The organism is Streptomyces sp. NPDC027663, assembly GCF_055566415.1.
The window spans coordinates 83,897-102,267 of sequence record NZ_JBVHSK010000021.1 but is presented as its reverse complement, the minus strand read 5'-3'; the positions used below and the strand labels follow the sequence as shown (position 1 = coordinate 102,267).

At 69.4% G+C, this 18,371-nt stretch carries 16 protein-coding genes; 6 read left to right on the top strand and 10 right to left on the bottom strand.

What is annotated here, in order from left to right; genetic code table 11:
- The first annotated feature begins 99 nt into the window (after positions 1 to 99).
- Entirely contained in the window at positions 100 to 468 is a 369-nt protein-coding gene (locus tag ACZ4SF_RS35000; protein ID WP_468392566.1) for a hypothetical protein, read from the top strand.
- Between the two features lie 131 nt (positions 469 to 599).
- Here ACZ4SF_RS35000 and ACZ4SF_RS34995 read toward each other — a convergent pair whose 3' ends face one another.
- The 5 genes from ACZ4SF_RS34995 to ACZ4SF_RS34975 form a co-directional block, all read right to left on the bottom strand.
- Positions 600 to 815 carry a hypothetical protein gene (locus tag ACZ4SF_RS34995; RefSeq protein WP_468392564.1) on the bottom strand — a complete coding sequence of 72 codons (216 nt, stop codon included), beginning with the start codon at positions 813 to 815 and terminating at the stop codon, positions 600 to 602.
- Positions 816 to 1,382: 567 nt separating this feature from the next.
- Positions 1,383 to 1,976, bottom strand: a complete 594-nt coding sequence (locus ACZ4SF_RS34990) for an NADPH-dependent FMN reductase (protein WP_468392562.1) — start codon at positions 1,974 to 1,976, stop codon at positions 1,383 to 1,385.
- Positions 1,977 to 2,381: 405 nt separating this feature from the next.
- Positions 2,382 to 3,851, bottom strand: coding sequence for an MFS transporter (locus ACZ4SF_RS34985; protein ID WP_468392561.1), 1,470 nt, complete (start codon positions 3,849 to 3,851; stop codon positions 2,382 to 2,384).
- A 372-nt stretch (positions 3,852 to 4,223) separates the two neighbouring features.
- Entirely contained in the window at positions 4,224 to 5,999 is a 1,776-nt protein-coding gene (locus ACZ4SF_RS34980; protein WP_468392559.1) for a S9 family peptidase, read from the bottom strand.
- Positions 5,996 to 7,327, bottom strand: a complete 1,332-nt coding sequence (locus ACZ4SF_RS34975) for a M20/M25/M40 family metallo-hydrolase (protein WP_468392557.1) — start codon at positions 7,325 to 7,327, stop codon at positions 5,996 to 5,998. The genes ACZ4SF_RS34980 and ACZ4SF_RS34975 overlap by 4 nt, the downstream gene beginning before the upstream one ends.
- Before the next feature lie 83 nt (positions 7,328 to 7,410).
- Between ACZ4SF_RS34975 and ACZ4SF_RS34970 the strand changes: the two genes are divergently transcribed.
- The 5 genes from ACZ4SF_RS34970 (at position 7,411) to ACZ4SF_RS34950 (ending at position 12,076) form a co-directional block, all read left to right on the top strand.
- Positions 7,411 to 7,953: an ArsR family transcriptional regulator gene (locus ACZ4SF_RS34970; protein ID WP_468392555.1), complete on the top strand. Its 543-nt coding sequence runs from the start codon at positions 7,411 to 7,413 to the stop codon at positions 7,951 to 7,953.
- Positions 7,954 to 8,188: 235 nt separating this feature from the next.
- Positions 8,189 to 8,860 (top strand): SDR family oxidoreductase, encoded by a 672-nt coding sequence (locus tag ACZ4SF_RS34965; RefSeq protein WP_468392553.1) that lies wholly within the window; start codon positions 8,189 to 8,191, stop codon positions 8,858 to 8,860.
- A 461-nt stretch (positions 8,861 to 9,321) separates the two neighbouring features.
- Positions 9,322 to 10,590 (top strand): helix-turn-helix domain-containing protein, encoded by a 1,269-nt coding sequence (locus tag ACZ4SF_RS34960; RefSeq protein WP_468392551.1) that lies wholly within the window; start codon positions 9,322 to 9,324, stop codon positions 10,588 to 10,590.
- A complete protein-coding gene (locus ACZ4SF_RS34955; RefSeq protein WP_468392549.1) occupies positions 10,587 to 11,405 on the top strand; it encodes a class I SAM-dependent methyltransferase in 819 nt (272 codons plus the stop codon). Before ACZ4SF_RS34960 ends, ACZ4SF_RS34955 begins: the two co-directional genes overlap by 4 nt.
- A gap of 8 nt (positions 11,406 to 11,413) precedes the next feature.
- Positions 11,414 to 12,076 carry an O-methyltransferase gene (locus tag ACZ4SF_RS34950; protein WP_468392547.1) on the top strand — a complete coding sequence of 221 codons (663 nt, stop codon included), beginning with the start codon at positions 11,414 to 11,416 and terminating at the stop codon, positions 12,074 to 12,076.
- Between the two features lie 412 nt (positions 12,077 to 12,488).
- Here the strand turns inward: ACZ4SF_RS34950 and ACZ4SF_RS34945 are convergent, their stop codons facing one another.
- The 5 genes from ACZ4SF_RS34945 to ACZ4SF_RS34925 are packed head-to-tail and all read right to left on the bottom strand — an operon-like array spanning position 12,489 to position 18,327.
- A complete protein-coding gene (locus ACZ4SF_RS34945) occupies positions 12,489 to 13,583 on the bottom strand; it encodes an HAD-IIIC family phosphatase (protein ID WP_468392545.1) in 1,095 nt (364 codons plus the stop codon).
- Positions 13,580 to 14,716, bottom strand: a complete 1,137-nt coding sequence (locus ACZ4SF_RS34940; RefSeq protein ID WP_468392543.1) for an acyl-CoA dehydrogenase family protein — start codon at positions 14,714 to 14,716, stop codon at positions 13,580 to 13,582. The genes ACZ4SF_RS34945 and ACZ4SF_RS34940 overlap by 4 nt, the downstream gene beginning before the upstream one ends.
- Positions 14,709 to 15,005 (bottom strand): acyl carrier protein, encoded by a 297-nt coding sequence (locus tag ACZ4SF_RS34935; RefSeq protein WP_468392541.1) that lies wholly within the window; start codon positions 15,003 to 15,005, stop codon positions 14,709 to 14,711. The genes ACZ4SF_RS34940 and ACZ4SF_RS34935 overlap by 8 nt, the downstream gene beginning before the upstream one ends.
- The gene (locus tag ACZ4SF_RS34930; protein WP_468392539.1) at positions 15,002 to 15,856 is read right to left on the bottom strand and encodes a 3-hydroxyacyl-CoA dehydrogenase family protein; all 855 of its coding nucleotides are present in this window, start codon (positions 15,854 to 15,856) and stop codon (positions 15,002 to 15,004) included. The genes ACZ4SF_RS34935 and ACZ4SF_RS34930 overlap by 4 nt, the downstream gene beginning before the upstream one ends.
- A complete protein-coding gene (locus ACZ4SF_RS34925; protein ID WP_468392537.1) occupies positions 15,829 to 18,327 on the bottom strand; it encodes a type I polyketide synthase in 2,499 nt (832 codons plus the stop codon). Before ACZ4SF_RS34925 ends, ACZ4SF_RS34930 begins: the two co-directional genes overlap by 28 nt.
- Positions 18,328 to 18,371 lie beyond the last annotated feature (44 nt).

The following is an 18,371-nucleotide window of genomic DNA, read 5'->3' as shown; positions in this document are numbered from 1 at the left end:
ATCGGTTGGAAGTACGGCGTGCGGCGACATACCTGTGGCCGGGGAATGCAAGGGGCGTGCCGCCGCTGATCGCGGCTGCCGTCGCGAGAGGAAACCTCCATGCGCACGCGTACCGCTGCAACAGCTGTCATTCTGGCCGCCACAGCCGTAGTCAGCACTGCCACCACCGCCGCCGCCACCGTCCACGACGGCGGTACCGACGACACCGCCAAGCCGCAGCCCACACGGCTGGCCCCGCACGGCCAGTACGAGGGCGCCCCCCAAACCATCCAACCCGGAGAAGGAAACGTTGCACTGGTGACCTGCCCGGCCGGTCAGGTGCCCACCGGAGGCGGCGGCAGGACCACCAGCTACGACGTCTACATCACCGACTCCTTCCCCGGCGGCACCAGCTGGCTCGTCTACGGCAAGAACACCGGCACCGCGCCACAGTCACTGCGGGCCGTGGTCGTCTGCACCGTTCCCTGAACTCGACAGCGTCCTCGGTGTTCCTCTTTCTGCGCTGTGCCTGGTGAACCGGGTGTTGTCCAGGGCTGCGGGGATCGTGTCGGCCGGACCGGACAGGTCCCGGTTCGCGGCCGCCGGGCGGGCCGGGGCGGTCAGCCGGGGTCCGTGGTCCCGGGCGCGGCGCGGGGCCGGTTGCGGGCCCACTTCTTGAGGCCGCCGACGCGGTAGAGGAGTTCGGCGTCGCGCTTGTCGACCGGGCCGGGGAACGTACGGTCGTCGGCGCGGGCGTAGCGCAGCGCGGCGAGGGTGATGTCCGGCAGGTGGTGTTCGGCGGCCTCGCGCGGCTCCACCGCCTGGTCGTCCTCCATCGGTGTCGTCGGCGGCGTCGCCGGGGTGGTGTCGGCCGGGCCGGCGGCCGGGGGCTTGAAGATCCAGGCGTTGGCGATGAAGTCGCGGTCGGCGGCCGGATCCGGGGCCGACCGGGCACGGCCGTGGTCGCCGTGGTACTCCAGGCGTCGGCGAGGAAGTCCGCAGACGCGGCGGCGGGCTGCGCGACGGACGTGGGCGGCTTCTGCAGCTGCACCGGACCGGCCTGCGTCGGGAGGGCCGCGGGCTTCGGGCCGTCGGCGGCCTTCTTGCCGGTGGTGGCCCGCTCGCGGGCTTCGTCTCGGTGAAGAACAGCACCTGCGTCTCGCGGGCGGAACCGCCGGTGACGACCTAGGCTCGGCCGTGGTGCTTGGCGTTCCACGGCGACTGAGAGGGGAGGCGTCGGTGGTGGCAGCCGTCGTCCGGGTCCTGTCGTCGTAGCTGCTCTTCCCGTCGTGTACGGGCCTGTGGCGCTGGGGCCGCCGCTTCGCGAGCGCTTCCCTCTCGGGCCGCTCGGCATCGTGCCCCGCGTCGGAGTCGGAGGAGACGTGGTGTGCTGGTGGCAACGGTCACCGGGCGCTTTCCGTCCCGGATGTGGCGAGGACGCGCATCGTGGCGAACTCGACGACTTGCGCCGCTATTTCCTCCAGCTGTCCTTGGACGTGGGTGTCCTTGCAGGCTCCGGCGGGTGAGAAGCGTGCTGCCGAGGTGTTGATCGCGGCGCCCAGCGGTGTGGGCCAGCCGCGCAGCGCGTGGGTCACGTCGCGCAGGGCGGCCAGTGTGGAGACGGCGCCCTGCCAGCCGTGGGCGACCGCCACGCATCCGACGGCCCGTTCGCTGAAGTAGGGCCGTGTGTCCTCGCGGAGTTCCTCGACGTGGTCCAGGGCGTTCTTCACCAGGCCGGAGATCCCGCCGTGGTAGGCGGGGCTGGCAAGTACGAGGCCGTCGGCGCCGGCTATGGCGGACAGGAGCCGTCGGGCCTGCGGTGCGGTGGCGCCGTGCCGGGGGTCGTACAGCGGCATGGCCAGTGAGGGGCCGCTGATCAGTTGTACTGATGCGCCGCGTTGTTGCGCCGCGTCCAGTACCGTCCGCAGGGCCTGCTCGGCGGTTGATCCGGGCCGGCTCGAACCGCCGACACCGACCACGTTCACGATCCGGTGCACTGGGGTTGCGCCTCCTTCTCTTTCGGGTATCTGGGGGTGTTTGCGGTGCGGGCTTTGGGGTGGTGCGGTCTGTGTGCTTTCGGGAGGTCGGGGTGCGGGGTGGGGTTCGCCCGTGTCCGTCAGTTTGTGGAAGGGGGCGCCTGGTGTGCCTCGCGGGTGACCGGTCTCTTGGCTCGGACTCGGTGCCGGCCGAGCCGAACGGGCTGTCGGTGAGCACGGCGTGACAGCGGTGGTGAACAGGCGCTGCGGACAGCGGGGTTGTGCAAAAGTCTCAGTGATTACGTGTCCGTCGACCTTTCGCCGAGCATTCATGGGGGCGAGCGGCTCCGGATGAGAAAAAGATGATTCCACCCGTGCGCGGTGAACACGAAGTGGAATCATCTTTTACTTATTCATGTCAGACGGTCAGACGGGTGACGTGACGCCGTCCTGCCTCTCGGGCTCTTCGGCAGCCGGAGCCGCCGGGTTTCGCCTGAAGTTCAGCGCGGCCAGCACGATCAGCACGATGCCGGCCACGGTGGCCCACATGGCGGAGCGCACACCGTCGGCGGTGGCGACGCGCAGCGCCTCACCGGTCAGTCCTTCGTGACCGGAGTTGGCGACCGCCACCAGAACGGCGAGGCCGACCGCGGCACCGACCTGCTGGCCGGTCGAGGCGACACCCGAGGCGATGCCCTGCTCCTCTGCCGCGACCCCGGTGGTCGCCGCCGCGTACATCGCGGTGAACACGGTGCCCTGACCGAGGCTGAGGATGAGCACACCTGGCACCAGCTCCAGGTACGAACCGGTCGGCGAGACGGACAAGGCGAAGGCCACGGTACCGGCGACACCCATGAGGAGCGCGCCGACCAGCGTGGCACGCACCCCGAAGCGGGTGGCCAGTTTCCCGCCGGACAGGTTGCCGATGAGCACCCCTACACACGGCAGGAGGAAGGCGATACCGCTCTTCGTCGCGGAGTAGCCGTGCACGGTCTGGAAGTAGACGGTGTAGAAGTAGGGCAGCGCACCGAACGTCCCCATGAAGATGAAGGTGACGACGGTACCGGTGCTCAGGTTGCGGTTACGGAACAGGCGAAGCGGCAACAGCGGGTCGCGGCCGCGGCCCTCGATGACGATGAACGCGGCGAGCACGGCCACCGCGATGGCCGCAGTGATCAGGATCGTCGGCGAAGTCCAGCCCGACACCGGTCCCTGGACGAGGGTGAACACCAGCAGCGTCGAACCGACGGTCGCGGTCAGCGCACCGGGCAGGTCGAACTTGCGCCCGGAGGTCTTCTGGTCGGTGTCCTTCGGGATGATGGCGAACGCGAGCAGCATGGCGCCACCGGCGAGCGGGACGTTGGCGAAGAAGATCGATTCCCAGCCGAACGCGCCCGTCAGCACGCCGCCGAGCAGCGAGCCGAGGATCATGCCGCTACCACCGGCACCGCCCCAGATCGCCAGTGCGCGGTTGCGCTCAGGGCCTTCGGCGAAGGTCGTGGTGACCAGTGAAAGCGTGGAGGGGGCGAGGAAGGCGCCGCCGATACCCTGCACCGCACGCGCGATGATCAAGGTCGTCGGGTCGCCCGCCAGCCCTCCGGCAAGCGAGGAGACCGCGTACAGGAACAGGCCGAAGGTGAACATCCGGCGGCGTCCGAACAGGTCTGCCGCGCGGCCGCCGAGCAGCAGGAAGCCGCCGAAGGCGACGGCGTAGGCGCTGACGACCCACTGCAGGGTCTGGGCGGAGAAGCCGATGCCGGTACGGATCTCGGGCAGTGCTACGAAGACGATGCTGTAGTCAAGAGCGTAGATGCACTGGGCAAAAGCCAGCAGTGCCAGGATTAAGCCGAGGCGTCGGCGGGGTGGCGCCACGGCGCCGGCGACTGCAGGAGGCATTTCATGCCGTCCCTTCTGGGTTTTTCGGGTGCTGGTCAGTGACGCAGGGCGTAGGACGGGCCGGTGGCGATCGACAGCGCCCGGGCGGTCGTGCTCCTGCCGGTCGGGTAGGTGCCGGAGGTGGCTGGTTCGGTGCTTGTGCCGTGTCTCATGGGTTTGCCTTCGGTAGGGGTGACCGAGAAAGCGGATCGGTTGTTCGCGCCGGGTGCGGTGTCCGCGCTCGTGACGGATCCGAAAATCGAGAAGGCCGAGATACTGGTCCGTTCGGCGGCGCCGCGCTTGACTGTGCACAAAGGGGTTTCCGGGTCACCGGTCTCTTCGCTCCGCCGCTCCCGCGGGAACGAAGCCTCCGCTGAGGTTCGCGCACTCTGGCTATCGGTGTTGGGCAGCCGCTTTCGCGCCATTCGAGCACGGTTCGAGGTGATCGCGGAACCACTGCACGACAGCGGCGTCGAGTTCGTCCCGTTCATCTCGGTCGTCCGGAAGATGACCGCGGGAAAGGCGGATGAACCGCACGGTCTTGCCCAGTTCGGTCAGCGTCTCGTACAGCTGCTCTGTGCCGTTGATGACGACTGTGGTGTCGCCTTCCGCATGTGCCAGCAGCAGCGGCGCCCGGATGTCCGCCGCATGGGTCAGGGGACTCGCCGCCTTCAGCCTTGCCAGATCCTCCGGGTCGTCGACGTCCCCGATCCACTCCACGACCCGCCGGCTCCACGTCGGCGGCAGGGCCCGGACGTCCATTTCGAGGTCCGCCGGCCCGCAGATCGCGACACCGGCCCGCCAGTGGCGCGGCAGCCTCGTCAGGCAGCTGAGTGCCGCGAACCCGCCGTAGGACATCCCGTGGACACCGAGCCGATCGCCGTCCACCCAGTCCAGGCTTCGCAGAAAGCATGCGGCGGCTTCGAAGTCGGCCAGGTCGCCGCTTCCCCAGTCCCGATAGATCAGCCGCTGGTAGGCCAGCCCCCGTCCGGTCGATCCGCGCACGTTCGGCGCCAGCACGGCGATTCCAGCTCGCACCAACCGCTGGATCAAGGGGTCGTGGACCGGCAGCGCGGCCCACTCCGGACCGCCGTGGATGGTCAGCACCGCGGGGACGGGGCCGGCCGTCGAACGCGGGCGGTACAGCAGCCCGGATATCTCCGGCCCGTCCGCTCCGGTGAACCAGACCGTTTCCGGCACGACGAGGTCGTCCGGCAGCCCGCCGCTGAAGTCGGTGAGCCGGTGTGACTCGCCGGATGCCAGGTCCACCAGGAAGAACTCGGTCGCCCGGTCGCTGGCTCCGACCTGCGCGAGCAGACGGTCTCCGGCGAACCGCGGCACGAAGCCGTCGTATCCGAACGGTTGGGAGGCGAATCCGGGCAGTTCGACTGTGGTCTGCGGTGTGCACAGCATCGTGCGCTGGTCCTTGGGTAAGGCCCAGACGACCTGCGGACCCACGATCACGTTCTCCACATCGGCATCCGGCGTGGCGATCCACTCCAGCGGCCGGCCGGGAACGAGCAGAGCGACACCGAGGAAGTCACGGCCCTCGGTGGTACACAAGTAGATCCCGTCCTCGGTCCACCCGCCCGGCTGGTACTTCGCCGGGCCCTCGTGCGGGGTGAGGTGCCGAGTGCGGCCGGTCTCGAGATCACAGGCGAACAGATCCTGGTCGGTGTTCTGATGGAATTTCAGGATGAGCAGGTACCTGGAGTCCGGCGAGAAACATATCGGCACGTACCGGTCGTCGCCCTCCATGACCATGCTGGACGCACCGGTCGTCAGGTCCCGCACGTAGACGTCGAGGCAGGTGACGTCGCGCGCGCTGGTCGCGTATGCGAGCAGTCGGCCGTCCGGGCTGTACGGCTGGCTCCCGCTGGAATACGGCACGCCTATCTCGCGCCTGACACCGGGTTCGGCCGCTATCCACTCCACCTCGCCGGTGACCGGATCGAGTTCGGCCAGCCGGTAGTCCTGGCCGCCCGTCACGTCCGCCACGACAAGCAGGCGTGTCTCGTCGGGCCGCCACGCCAGCCGGGTGACCGCACCGTCGATCGGGAACATCCGGCGCTCTCCTGCCCAGGTCTGGAACCACGGCTGCGGCCGGCCGGACTCGTCGCTGACGTACGCGAAGCCCTCCTTCGCGGGCCAAGCGCCCCAGACGGTCATGAGTGCGCCGCCAATGCGAGCTGGATCGTCGCCGCGGCGACGATTCCATGGCGGAACCGGTCAAGGTCGAGATTCTCGTCGGCTGCGTGGTTGGCCTCGTCTGCGTTGGCCAGCGGCACGCCGTAACAGGGGCATGAGAGCCCATCGCTGAGCACGGCCATCGGCAGGCTTCCGCCGAGCGAGGGAATCAGCAGCGGCCGTTGCCCGAGCGCATCCACGTCCTCGACCGCCTGGAGAATCGTTGCCGTATAAGGGGTCTCGGGCAATGTGGTGGACGGTGCCATGGCCGCGCCAGGCACGAACTCGACTTCGGGGGCGTACCTCTCGACGTGCCGCCGGATGGCGTCGGCGACCTGGTCCGGTGTCTGGCCGCCGACCAACCGGGCCTCGCATCGGGCAACGGCGACGTCAGGGATCACCGCGCGGTGGTCGCCGGAATCCTCGCAGCTCAACGAGTTCACGGTCAGCGTGGGCATGGCCAGGCGATTGTGGAATCCCAGCCCGGCCGGCGGCTCCATGCCGGCCGCCCCGATCGCTTCGAGCGTTCCGGCCACGTCCACCGGAAGTTCCTCCAGCGCGGCACGCTGACCGTCGGTCAGCGGCGCGACATCGTCGGCGAAGCCGGGCACGGTCACGGTCCCGTCCGCCGACCGCATGGTGGCCAGCAGCTGCACCAACGTCCACGCCGGATTCGGCGCGACCCCGCCCCAGTTTCCTGAGTGCAACGGCCGGTTGGCGCCTCGCGCGCGCAGTTCGAACATCAGGATTCCGCGCACGCCGAGGACCACACACGCCCGGCCCGAGTCGTGCACGGGCCCGTCGCTCCAGATCACCAGATCAGGCTGATCGACCTGGCGTACGGCCGCGGCCAGGTTGGGGCTGCCGATCTCCTCCTCGCCGTCGAGCAACACCGTGACACGGCAGGGAAATCCGCCTGTCAGGTCCTGCAGGGCACGCAGCCCCAGCAGTTGCGCGAGATGCTGCCCCTTGTTGTCGCCCGTGCCACGCCCATACATCCGGCCGTCACGGATCGACGGCGCGAACGGCGGCGTCGTCCACAGTTCGAGCGGCCCGGCCGGCTGCACGTCGTAGTGACCGTAGATCAGCACGTGCGGCCCGGGCCCGTCCGCCGTCCCCATCAGCGCGGGCCAGCCACCGGTCTCGACTTCGCGCGCCTGCAGGCCCGAAGCCCTTAACAGCCGAAGCCCGTGGGCCGCGGCCTCGGCCATGCCCTCGCCGGTCCGGCTCACGCTCGGCTGGGAGATCCAGTCCGCCAGCTCACCATCCAGGTCCTGGGCACCAACCCAGTCCCGGAGCTGCTTGATCACAGACCCTCCAACCGATTGCACAGAATGAAATCGATGGCAGTCAAGCAAACCGACACCGGCTTTGGCAAGGTACAGTCCCGGATGTGGAAGCGACGATCGAAGACCTCAAAGCACTCGGGCACCCGGTCCGCTGGCGCATCCTGCGGCTGTGCCTGGACCGTGCGTTCACCAACAAGGAGCTGTCGGTCGAACTCGACCTTGCTCCCGCGACCACCCTGCGTCACGTCCGCGCCCTGGTGAAGACCAACTTCCTGGTCGCCGAACCGGTTTGCACCGGTGAGCACGGCGCACTGCAACGGCCCTATCGCGCGACAGCACGCACCCGAGGCCTGATCATCACGCCCGACGACTCCGGCCTGGCCCAGCAGGTCGACCTGGCCGTGCTCGGCGCCCACCGCACCGAACTGATAGCTGCGGGCAAGGACTCCGGTCGTGGCGCCAAGCGGGGCGTACTGCGGTTGCGGCCCGAGTCCGTGAAGTCGCTCCACCGCCGGATCGAGGAGCTGATCGCCGAGTACCCCGACGAACCCGATGGCGAGCCGCTGAGCTACCTGTGGTCACTCGCCGCCCGGCCCCAACTCGACCCCGGCGCCCGGGAAAGCGGCCAAGACCCGATTGACCAATAGGTGCGACCGATGCTTGACTCATTAGCCATTCAAGTGACGCCCCTGCCGGCTGCCATGGCGGCCGACAGGACGATGACATCAGTTGCTTGTCGGAAATTGCACGTCAATGAACGGGCCGGGCAAGTCGCCGGCACTGCTCATTCGGCACGGCGCAGGCCTGGCGGGACAGCTCCGCACGCCTGCAGCACCGAATCCGGGGAAACCCGAAGTATCGATTCCGGAAAAAGGGTATCGAATGAAGATTGTCATCGCCGGCGGCCACGGCAAGATCGCCCTGCGGTTAACCCGGCGCCTGTCCGAACGCGGCGACTCCGTCGTGGGCATCGTGCGCAACCCCCGCCACGTCGACGACATCAGGAAAGCGGGCGGGGAGGCCGTCGTGCTCGATCTCGAGCGCGCAACGGTGGACGAAGTGGCCGCGGCCCTGGTCGGCGCGGACGCTGTCGTCTTCTCGGCCGGCTCGGGCAACAGCGCCACCGCCGCACGCCGGGACGCGATGGACCGGGCCGCTGTCGTACTCGTCATGGACGCGGCGGAACAGGCCGGTGTTCGACGGTTCCTGCACGTCAGCTCCATCAACGTGGGCTGTGCCGACGAGCGCGGCATCGGTGAGGGGTACTCCGTCTACCTGCGGGCCAAGCACGCCGCCGAACAGCACATCTTCGCCCGGACCAAGCTCGACTGGACGGTGCTGCGGCCCGGCGTGCTCACCGACGGAGACGGCGACGGCACCGTCGAACTCACCGCCGGGAACAGGGTCGCGCCACAGCACGCCAGGTTCGACCAAGTCGCCAGGGAAGACGTCGCCGCCGTGCTCGTCGCGCTCATCGACCGGCCCGACACCGCCGGTCGCATCTACGTGGTGGTCGGCGGCAGGACCCCCGTCGAAAAGGCCATCGACGTCTAGGACGTGTCCCGTGGAGCACGGCCGTGCAACCCGGGACCGGTGGGGATTCCCGGCGGCGCCGCGGGGACTCCGCGAACAATAGCTGCAGTTCGGCGTCCCGAGTCGGATGCAGATCCTGAGAGAGCGATTCAGGACGCCGCCACGAATAGTGACGTCACGTCGTTCCGCCCGGACAACCGGGCGGGCGAGAGGTCATTCACGCACGCACGGTCCAATTCCGGACAGTGGGCTCAGCACGAAGGGTCTTTTTTTAACACACAGGGGGGTTACTTGTTGTGCAGTCAATTGCCAAATTAAGGCCGGCGGCTCGAGCCGGCGTCGTGATCGTCAGCAACAGCGTCGCCGGTACCTCTCCGGCGAATGAATCGGCCGAATACCGATTAGGTTCGGTCACGGTGGCCGATCCGCCGCCCCACCAGCCACCGAGCAACGCCCCGGCAGCGCGCTGCACCCATTGGGCAGTGACCGCGGCGGCCATCCCCTACGGGGCAGCGGGCAACGCCGCGGCCACGCACCGGAGGCCGGGCAACGTCGGCAGCCCGGTGGCCGAGGCACACTGGGCCGGCCTGCTGCTGCTGGACGGCTGTACTCGCGAGGCACCGGCCGCACGCGAGAAAGTGCTGCGCGACCGGCACGTGCCCGACGGGGCGATCCGGCCGGCAGTGACCACCGTGGTCGTCGCGGCCGGCCCGGCCGGCTGGTTCGACCAGGCATCGACGGCCGTTGACCGGCCCGACCCGAGCCGGCCCTGGTTCGCCGAGATCGGCTACGCGCACTGCTTCGCGTTGCTGATGGCCGGCCAGGTCCGGCACGCGTGCCGGACAGCCGAGAACGGGTACCGGGACGAGGTGGCCGCCGGGAGCATCGCGGTGGCCGACGGCTGGCTGGCGCCGCGCGGCCAGGTCGGCGACGTGACCACCGCCATCGCCGACGCGGAGACCATTTCACGCCTGTTCGACGGCGGCAACTCACGTCTCGTCCTGGCGCCGCGTCTGGCCGAGCTCGCCGTGTTCGGCGACCGGGCCGGCACGCAACAGACCCGGCAGCTCACCGACCGGGCACCCGAGAGCCCCCTGTTCGTCCCCTGGTCGACCCTGAGCCAGGCGTGGACCACGGCGGCCGACGGAAACACCACTCTCGCCGCCAGGCAGGCACTCTCCGCGGCCGACGCCGCTCTGGCCCTGGGCCAGTACGCCGTCGAAGCAACGGCAAGCTACGACGTGGCCCGTCTCGGCAATCCCAACGCCGTACGGCATCGCCTTGCCGCGCTCACCGACCTGGTGCCGGGGCCGGTCGTGCCGGCCATGGCCGGCGCCGCCGCCGCGTTGGCCCGCTCCGATCCCGGAGGCTTGGACGTCGCCACGGCGAACTTCAGCGAACTCGGGATGAACCTGCTCGCCGCGGAGACCGCCACCGCCGCGGCCGCACTACGGCACACCTCCACGCCCCCCAGCACGATCGCGTGTCCGACCGCGACAACCCCGCTGTTACAGCTCACCGCCCCGCTGGTCGATCTCACCAGCCGCGAGCGGGACGTCGCGCTGCTGGCCGCCACCGGATTCACCAGCCCTGCCATCGGACACCGGCTGGGACTGTCCGCCCGAACTGTCGACAACCACCTGGGCCGCGCCTACCTGAAGCTCGGGGTGACCAGCCGCCGCGATCTGGCCCCGCTTGTCGTCGGCGACCGTCCGCAACCGCCCATCCACGCCGAAGGGAAACAGCGATGACCTCCATGAGCGACCTCGACAAGATATCGGCCAACCGAGAAGGCTTCAACCTGCGAGCACGGGCGCATATGCAGTCCTCGTACTACGACGTCGAGAGGTTCAAGCAGGGGCACAACATGCTGCGCAAGCTGGAACAGGAGGAACTGGGCGACGTCCGCGGCCGGTCCCTGCTGGAACTGCAGTGCCACATCGGCGTCAACTCGCTCTCGCTCGCCCGCATGGGCGCGCAGGTCACCGGCACCGACATCTCGGACGAGGCGATCGACATCGCTCGCGAGCTCGCCGAGGAGCTCGACCTCGACGCGAGTTTCGTCCAGGCGAACGTCTACGACTTACCGAAGGTGCTCGACGGCGAGTTCGACATGGTGTTCACCGGATACGGCACCCTCTCGTTCCTGCCCGACATCACCGGCTGGGCCAAGGTGGCGGCGCAGTACGTCAAGCCGGGCGGCACCCTCACGGTCGTGGAGATCCACCCGATGCTCACGCTCTTCAACGACGTCGACGGCGAACTGCGGGTGGCACGCTCGCTGTTCCAGTCCCGGCAGGTGCACCACGAGATGTCCAAGAGCTACGCCGACCGGATCGCCGACGAGGTGGAGGTGGAGAAGCACAGCCTGTACGGCTGGCGGTGGAGCGTGGAGGAGGTGGTGAACGCGCTCATAGGCGCCGGCCTGACCATCGAGCGCATCCGCGAGGTTCCCTACGACGCACGGCAGCGGCTCCCGTTGATGGTGCCCGACGGAGACCACAACTGGCGGATCCCGGGCAACCCGATCCCGCTGTCGTTCTCCTGCACCGCCAGGCGGCGGTGAGCCCCGGCATGGCAGACCAGATCGTGGCAACACCGGAAATCCGCGAGTACGTCCGCGCCGTATCCTTGCGGGAGGACCCGATCCTGGCTGAACTGCGGGAGGAGACCGCGGGGTTGCCGGGCGGCTCGGCCATGCAGGTCATGGCCGAGGAGGGCCAGCTGCTGGCGCTTCTCGTCGGCCTGTCCGGTGCCAGATCGGTGCTGGAGATCGGCACCTTCACCGGCTACAGCACGCTGTGCATGGCGCGTGCGCTGCCACCGGACGGCAGGGTGGTCACCCTTGACCTCAATGGGCGGTGGCCGGCGATCGGCGCCGCGTACTGGCAGCGCGCCGGGGTCGCCGAACGCATAGACGTTCGCATCGGTGACGCGACGCGGACGCTCGCCGCCCTCGCGGACGAGCAGGGCGGCGACAGTTTCGACCTCGTGTTCATCGACGCGGACAAAGCCAACTACGGGACGTACTACGAGGCCGCGCTCCGCCTCGCGCGGCCGGAAGGGCTGATAGTCATAGACAACACGCTCTTCTTCGGCCGAGTGGTCGACCCGGACAGCCATGACCCGGACACCGCCGCGGTCCGGGCGCTCAACGCGTCGCTGCGAGACGATCCGCGCGTGGACGTCTCGATGCTCACGATGGCCGACGGGATCACACTCGCCCGGAAGAGGTGACGTACCGGGTCGTGGCCAGTGGCACGGCGGTGAGACGCATCGTGCCGGCCGCCGGCCCCCGCCGCCTCGTTGTGACCGACCAGTCCACCGGGCCAGGTCACCGGCAGTGGCTCGGCTGATCTCCATCACGGGATCCGACGAGCGCAGGAGTCCTCCGACGGGCCGTCGGAGGACTCCTGCGCGACGGAGACCACAACGGGCGGATTCCGCCGCCGAAGTCGCCGAACGTATGCAGTTCGCATCGGTGACGCGACGCGGACGCTCGCCGCCCTCGCGGACGAGCGGGGCGGCGAGCGTGTGGGCCTCGGGTGCACCGACGCGGGCGAAGCCGGCCACGGGACGTACGGCGAGGCCGATGTCTCGATGAGCACGACGGCCGACGCGATCACACGCGACCGGAGGAAACGACGTGTCAGGTCGTGGCCAGTGGGACGGTGGTGAGACGTATCGTGCAGGGCGCCGGTCTCGGTGTCGGTGTGATGTGCAGTCGTTGTGTCTGCCCGCCGTCCGGCGGCGGCAGTTCGGCAAGGCATGCGCAGAGCTCGTCGGTGAACCCGGCGAACCGGTAGGCGACTTCCATGACCCGGTTGCGTGCGGTCGGCCGGAAGTCCGCGACCAGATGGGCGCCGGCCGTCGCCGCCTCGTTGACCAGCCAGTTCAGCACGGTGGCGCCGGCGCCGAACGAGACGACCCGGCACGAGGTGGCCAGGAGCTTCAGGTGCCACACCGCCGGGCCGGTCTCCACGAGCGCGACACCGACCGCGCCGTGAGACCCGAAGCGGTCGCTCATCGTCACTGCGAGGACCTCGTGGCGTGCGTCGTCCAGGAGCGCGCGCAGGTCGGCGTCGGAGTAGTGCACTCCGGTCGCGTTCATCTGGCTGGTGCGCAGTGTCAGCTCTTCCATCCGGGACAGGTCGTCGGCGGTGGCTCGGCAGATCTCCATCGCGAGGTCCAGCGAGCGCAGGAACTCCTCCGACGGGCCGTCGAACGACTCCTGCTCGGCCTGACGCCGCGCGTTCGCCTGGTACATCTGGCGGCGGCGGCGCGAGTCGACAGTCACCGTTGCCGGGGTGAACTCGGGCAGCGTCAGCAGTTCGGGCGCCGACTCGGCCGGGTAACAGCGCACCTGCGGCAGGTGGAACGCCACCTCGGCGCGTTCGGCCGGCTGGTCGTCGACGAAGGCGATCGTGTGGTGGGCGAACTTCAGTTCGTCGGCGATCTCCCGTACCGACGACGACTTGGGGCCCCACCCGATCCTGGCGAGCACGAAGTACTCGGCGATGCCGAGGTCTTCGAGGCGCTGCCAGGCGGCGCCGTGGTCGTTCTTGCTCGCGACGGCCTGCAGGATGCCGCGGGAGTCGAGGCCCACGATGGTCTTGTGGACCTGGTCGTCGACGGCCACGTCGTCGCCCTCGAGGAGGGTGCCTTTCCACAGCGTGTTGTCCAGGTCCCAGACGACACATTTGACGGTGGTGATCGGTTCGTCCGGTGGCAATGGTCCGCTCACTGCGCCTCCTCCTGCCGCACTGCGCTGTTCCCGGTCGCCAGGGCGTGTCTGGCGAGTTCGAGCTGGCATATCTCGCTGCTGCCCTCGATGATCTCCATCAGCTTCGCGTCCCGGTAGGCGCGGGCGACCACGTGGCCGTCCGATGCGCCCGCCGAGGCCATGATCTGCATGGCCGACGCGCTCCCGTGCACGGCCTGGGTCGCACTGACGTGCTTGGCGAGGACGGTGGCGATCACGAGGTCCGGCGAACCCGACTCCCAGCGCTCGCCGGCGTGCCGGCACACCGCGGTGGCGACCTGCTCGGCGGCATAGAGCTCGGCGACCCTGCGGGAGACCAGTTGGTGGTCCGCGATCGGTTTGCCGAACTGCCGCCGCGATCTTGCGTGTTCGGTCACCGCGTCGAGGCAGCCGCGCAGGATGCCGACGCAGCCCCATGCCACCGACATCCGGCCGTAGGCCAGGGCGGTCGTCACCAGGAACGGCAGCGACAGTCCGGTGCCGCCGAGGACGTTGGCGGCCGGCAGGCGTACGCCGTCCAGCCGCACCTGCGCGTGGCCTGCCGCACGGCAGCCGATCGGGTGCGGGATCTTCTCGATCCTGACGCCCTCGGCATTCGTGGGCACGACGACCGCTGCCGCGTTGTCGCCCGCTTTTCCTATGACGACGATCAGGTCGGCATAGGCCGCGGCGGTGATCCACGTCTTGCTGCCGTCCACGATCACCGTGTCACCGGCTAAACGCAGCTCGGTGGTCATCGCGCCGAGGTCGCTGCCGGCGTCCGGCTCGCTGAAGGCGACGGCCGCGAGCCGTCCGCTGGTCAGTTGCGGCAGGAACACGGCCCGCTGGTCACGGGTGCCGAGGCGTTGCACGGTCCACGCCGCCATGCCCTGCGAGGTCATCACACTGCGCAGCGAGCTGCACAGGCTCCCGGCGTGGGCGGTGAGCGTCCCGCTCTCCTGACTGCCCAGACCGAGTCCGCCGTATTGTTTGTGCACTTCGGCGCAGAGCACGCCGGCGGCGCCGAGTTCGCTCAGGACGGTTCGTGGGATCTCGCCGGCGATGTCCCATGCGCCGGCGTTGTCCCCTACGAAACGCCAGATGTCCTCGTGCCCTGGGGTGAGTGCGTCAGACATCGCTGTCTGCGGCAGACTCTGCCTGGAGTCGGCCGACGAGCGCGGCCATGCTCTTGACCGTGCGGAAGTTGGACAGCTGCAAGTCCGGCCCGGCGACCGTCACGGAGTAGGCCTGCTCCAGGAACACGACCAGCTGCATGGCGAACATGGAGTTGGCGACCCCGGTGGTGAAGAGGTCCTGGTCCGCCTCGGGGCTGATCCGGGTCTGCTCGGCCACGAACCTGGTGATCTCGTCGACGACGGCGTCCACGTCGAAGGGCGCCTTTTCGGTCTGCTGTTCCGGGGTCATGACTGTTCCTCACTGTAGTTGTAGAAGCCTCGGCCGCTCTTTCGGCCGAGTTCACCTCGCCGGACCTTTTCGAGAAGAAGCTCGCTGGGACGGCACCGCTCGTCTCCGGTCCGGGCGTACAGCGCCTCCAGAGCGTCGACGAGGTTGTCGATGCCGATCAGGTCCGCGGTGCGCAGCGGGCCCGTCGGATGGCCGAGGCAGCCCTGCATCAGGGTGTCCACGTCCTCGACGGTGGCGGTGCCGGCGCTGACCACCCGCGCGGCGTCGTTGATCATCGGGTGCAGGAGCCGGCTGGTCACGAAACCGGGGGCGTCACGGACCACCACCGCACGCCGGCCGATCCGGGTCAGCAGCGAGAGCACCGACTCGACGGTCCTGTCCGCGGTCTGTGGGCCGCGGATCACCTCGACCATGGAGATCAGGTACGCGGGGTTCATGAAGTGCGTTCCGATGAGGTCGCCCGGGCTTTTCACCCACGCGGCCATTTCGTCGATGGGTATGCCGGAGGTGTTGGAGATCAGGGGGGTTCCGGGGCGGACCAGCACCGACACGTCGGCGAGGACTTCCGCTTTCCTGTCGGGCAGTTCGGTGACTGCCTCGATGACCACTGCGGCGTCCGCGACGTCGTTCAGCGAGAGTGTGGTGCGAAGTTTCGCCGGGGTGCGCCCGGCCGGCAGCGCGCCCGTCAGCTGTGCGTGCCGCAGGCCGTTGGCGGATGCGGCGGCGGCGCGGTCCAGCACGCCTTCGTCGATGTCCACCAGGACAACGGGCAGTCCGTGTCCGACGGCGAGCGTCGAGATTCCGGTGCCCATGACGCCCGCGCCTACGATGGCGATGAGTGGCTCGTCCATGACGCCTCCTCCAAACCCAGTGGTTCGTAACTGCCGGAGTCGGGGCCGATCCAGTAGCGGCTGCGCTGGAACGGGTAGCCCGGCAGGGACACTCGCCGCGGTCGGGATGTGCCGCGGAAGGCGTCCCAGTCGATGTCGACGGTGGACTGCCAGAGCTTGCCGACGGTGTCGAGCAGGGCGGCGAGGCCGGATCGGCTCCCGCGCGCGGGAGTCAGCGACGGCAGCGCCGTCAGCTGCTCCGCCGTCTCCTGCCGGGCGACGGTCTCGGTCAGTGCGCTGTCCGGCCCCACCTCCAGCAGGATCCGGCCGTCCTCGCCGCCCAGTTCGCGCAGGCCGTCGGTGAAGGGGACCGGTTCGCGGAGGTGGCGGGCCCAATGGGCCGGCTCCCCGGCGCCCTGGGGGGTGATCCAGGTTCCGGTCGCCGCGGAGACGTAGGGCACCTGCGGCGGTTTGAGCTCGTGGCGTGCCACCTCGGCGGCGAACTCGGAGGCGTGCGCGTCGGTCACCCCGCCCGTCCCGGCGCGGGAGCGGGCCTCGGCGCCGGCGGCCGTGATGCCGATGGCGCCCGCCAGGTCGATCACGCCGGCCAGGCAGGCTGCCACGTACTCGCCGTCACCTTCGCCGATCATCGCGGTGGGGTCTACGCCCCACGACTGCCATAGCCGTGCGAGGGCCCACTGCAGGCTGAAGGCCGCGGTCGGCACGCCGCGCGGGTCGTCGTGCCCTGTCTGCGGGCCGTCCCAGGTGGATGGGAAGAGCAGCGCGCGCAGGTCGTAGCCGAGCAGTGGCCGTGCAAGTTCGGCGCAGCGGTCCACTTCCTGGGCGAAGACCGGTTCGCTGCGGTAGATCGCCGTAGCGGCGTCCGGCCGGTGGGAGGCGCTGCCGGGGAACATGAAGACCACCTGGTGGGCTTTCACGTCGTCGGCGGTGTCCACGGTGCCGGGCTGTGCCAGTGCCCGGAGGGCGGCTGTCGCCTCGGCCCGGTCGCGGCACACCAGGTGCCGGCGGAACGGGAATGCGCGGCGGCCGACCTGCAGGGTGTGGGCGACGTCGGCGAGGTCGAGGTCGTCCTGGCGGTCCAGGCGGTCGGCGAGGTTGCTTGCGGCGGCCGCCAGGGCCTTTCCGCTGCGTGCGGACAGCACGAGTAGGTGCCAGTCGCGTGCGTTCGGCTCGGCGGCTCGCGGTGCCGGTGCTTCCTGGAGCACCAGGTGGGCGTTGGTACCGCCGACCGCGAAGGCGCTGACTCCGGCGCGTCGCGGTGTCGCGCCGCGTGGCCAGGGGCGGGCGGTGGTCGGGACGTAGAACGGTGTGCGGTCCAGCAGCAGGGCCGGGTTGGGCGTGTCGAAGTTGATGCTCGGCGGGATCTCGCCGTGTTCGAGGGCCAGTACCGCCCTGGCGAAGCCCGCCGCTCCTGCGGCCGCGTCCAGGTGGCCGATGTTGGCCTTCGTCGAGCCGATCGCGCAGAACCCGCGTTCGCTGGTGTTGAAGGCCTTGGTGAGGCCGGCCAGCTCGATCGGGTCGCCGAGCGGGGTGCCTGTGCCGTGCGCTTCGATGTAGCCGATGCTCTCCGGCTTCACGCCGGCGACGGCCTGTGCGGTGGCGATCACCTCGGCCTGTGCCTGCATGCTCGGCGCGTTGAACCCGAATTTCGCCGAGCCGTCGTTGTTGACCGCGCTGCCGAGGATGAGTGCGCGGATGTGGTCGTTGTCCGCGAGTGCGTCGCTGAGCCTGCGCAGTGCCACGACCGTGACGCCGTATCCGGGGACGGTTCCGCTGGAGGCGGCGTCGAAGGGCCGGCAGTGGCCGTCACGCGCGAAGATGCCGCCTGCGACGACCGGGTAGCCGCCGATCAGCGGGATGGGCAGTGCCACTCCTCCTGCCAGTGCCATGTCGCACTCGTGGCTCAGCAGTGCCTGGCAGGCGAGGTGGATGGCGACGAGCGACGTGGAGCATGCCGATTGCACGGTCATCGCGGGGCCGCGGAGGTCGCACAGGTATGCCGCCCTGGTCGCGAGGAAGTCCTTGTCGTTGTAGGGGCGTGCGGAGAAGGCCGACAGCGATCCGCGGAACCGAGCGTTCGCCAGGAGGTTCAGTGGCAGGTACTTGTTGGCGAAGCAGCCGGCGTAGACGCCCACGGCGCCGTCGAACCGCGACGGGTCGTGTCCGGTGTCCTCCAGCGCGTGCCAGACGCATTCGGCGAAGATCCGCTGCTGTGGATCGCTGATCTGCGCCTGTTCCTCGGTGTATCCGAAGAACTCGGCGTCGAAGTGGTCGGCGTCCTCGATGACGGCGGCGGCGGGCACGTAGTCGGGGTGGGTGACCATTTCCTTCGGCCACCCGGCGTCGGCCAGTTGCCGGGTGCTGAACCTGGAGACCGATTCGACGCCGTCACGCTGGTTGCGCCAGAACGCCTCGATGGTGGGGGCTCCCGGCAGCCGTCCGGCGAGCCCGACGACCGCGATCGGCTCCATTCCGTCTTCTGTCCCGGTACTCACCCAAGGCCCCCCTCGGCTCG

Coding starts and splice junctions, on each gene's coding strand:
- ACZ4SF_RS35000 (WP_468392566.1), top strand. CDS start 100: ATGCGCACGCGTACCGCTGCAACAGCTGTCATTCTGGCCGCCACAGCC.
- ACZ4SF_RS34995 (WP_468392564.1), bottom strand. CDS start 815: ATGGAGGACGACCAGGCGGTGGAGCCGCGCGAGGCCGCCGAACACCAC.
- ACZ4SF_RS34985 (WP_468392561.1), bottom strand. CDS start 3,851: ATGCCTCCTGCAGTCGCCGGCGCCGTGGCGCCACCCCGCCGACGCCTC.
- ACZ4SF_RS34980 (WP_468392559.1), bottom strand. CDS start 5,999: ATGACCGTCTGGGGCGCTTGGCCCGCGAAGGAGGGCTTCGCGTACGTC.
- ACZ4SF_RS34965 (WP_468392553.1), top strand. CDS start 8,189: ATGAAGATTGTCATCGCCGGCGGCCACGGCAAGATCGCCCTGCGGTTA.
- ACZ4SF_RS34955 (WP_468392549.1), top strand. CDS start 10,587: ATGACCTCCATGAGCGACCTCGACAAGATATCGGCCAACCGAGAAGGC.
- ACZ4SF_RS34950 (WP_468392547.1), top strand. CDS start 11,414: ATGGCAGACCAGATCGTGGCAACACCGGAAATCCGCGAGTACGTCCGC.
- ACZ4SF_RS34940 (WP_468392543.1), bottom strand. CDS start 14,716: ATGTCTGACGCACTCACCCCAGGGCACGAGGACATCTGGCGTTTCGTA.
- ACZ4SF_RS34935 (WP_468392541.1), bottom strand. CDS start 15,005: ATGACCCCGGAACAGCAGACCGAAAAGGCGCCCTTCGACGTGGACGCC.
- ACZ4SF_RS34930 (WP_468392539.1), bottom strand. CDS start 15,856: ATGGACGAGCCACTCATCGCCATCGTAGGCGCGGGCGTCATGGGCACC.
- ACZ4SF_RS34925 (WP_468392537.1), bottom strand. CDS start 18,327: ATGGAGCCGATCGCGGTCGTCGGGCTCGCCGGACGGCTGCCGGGAGCC.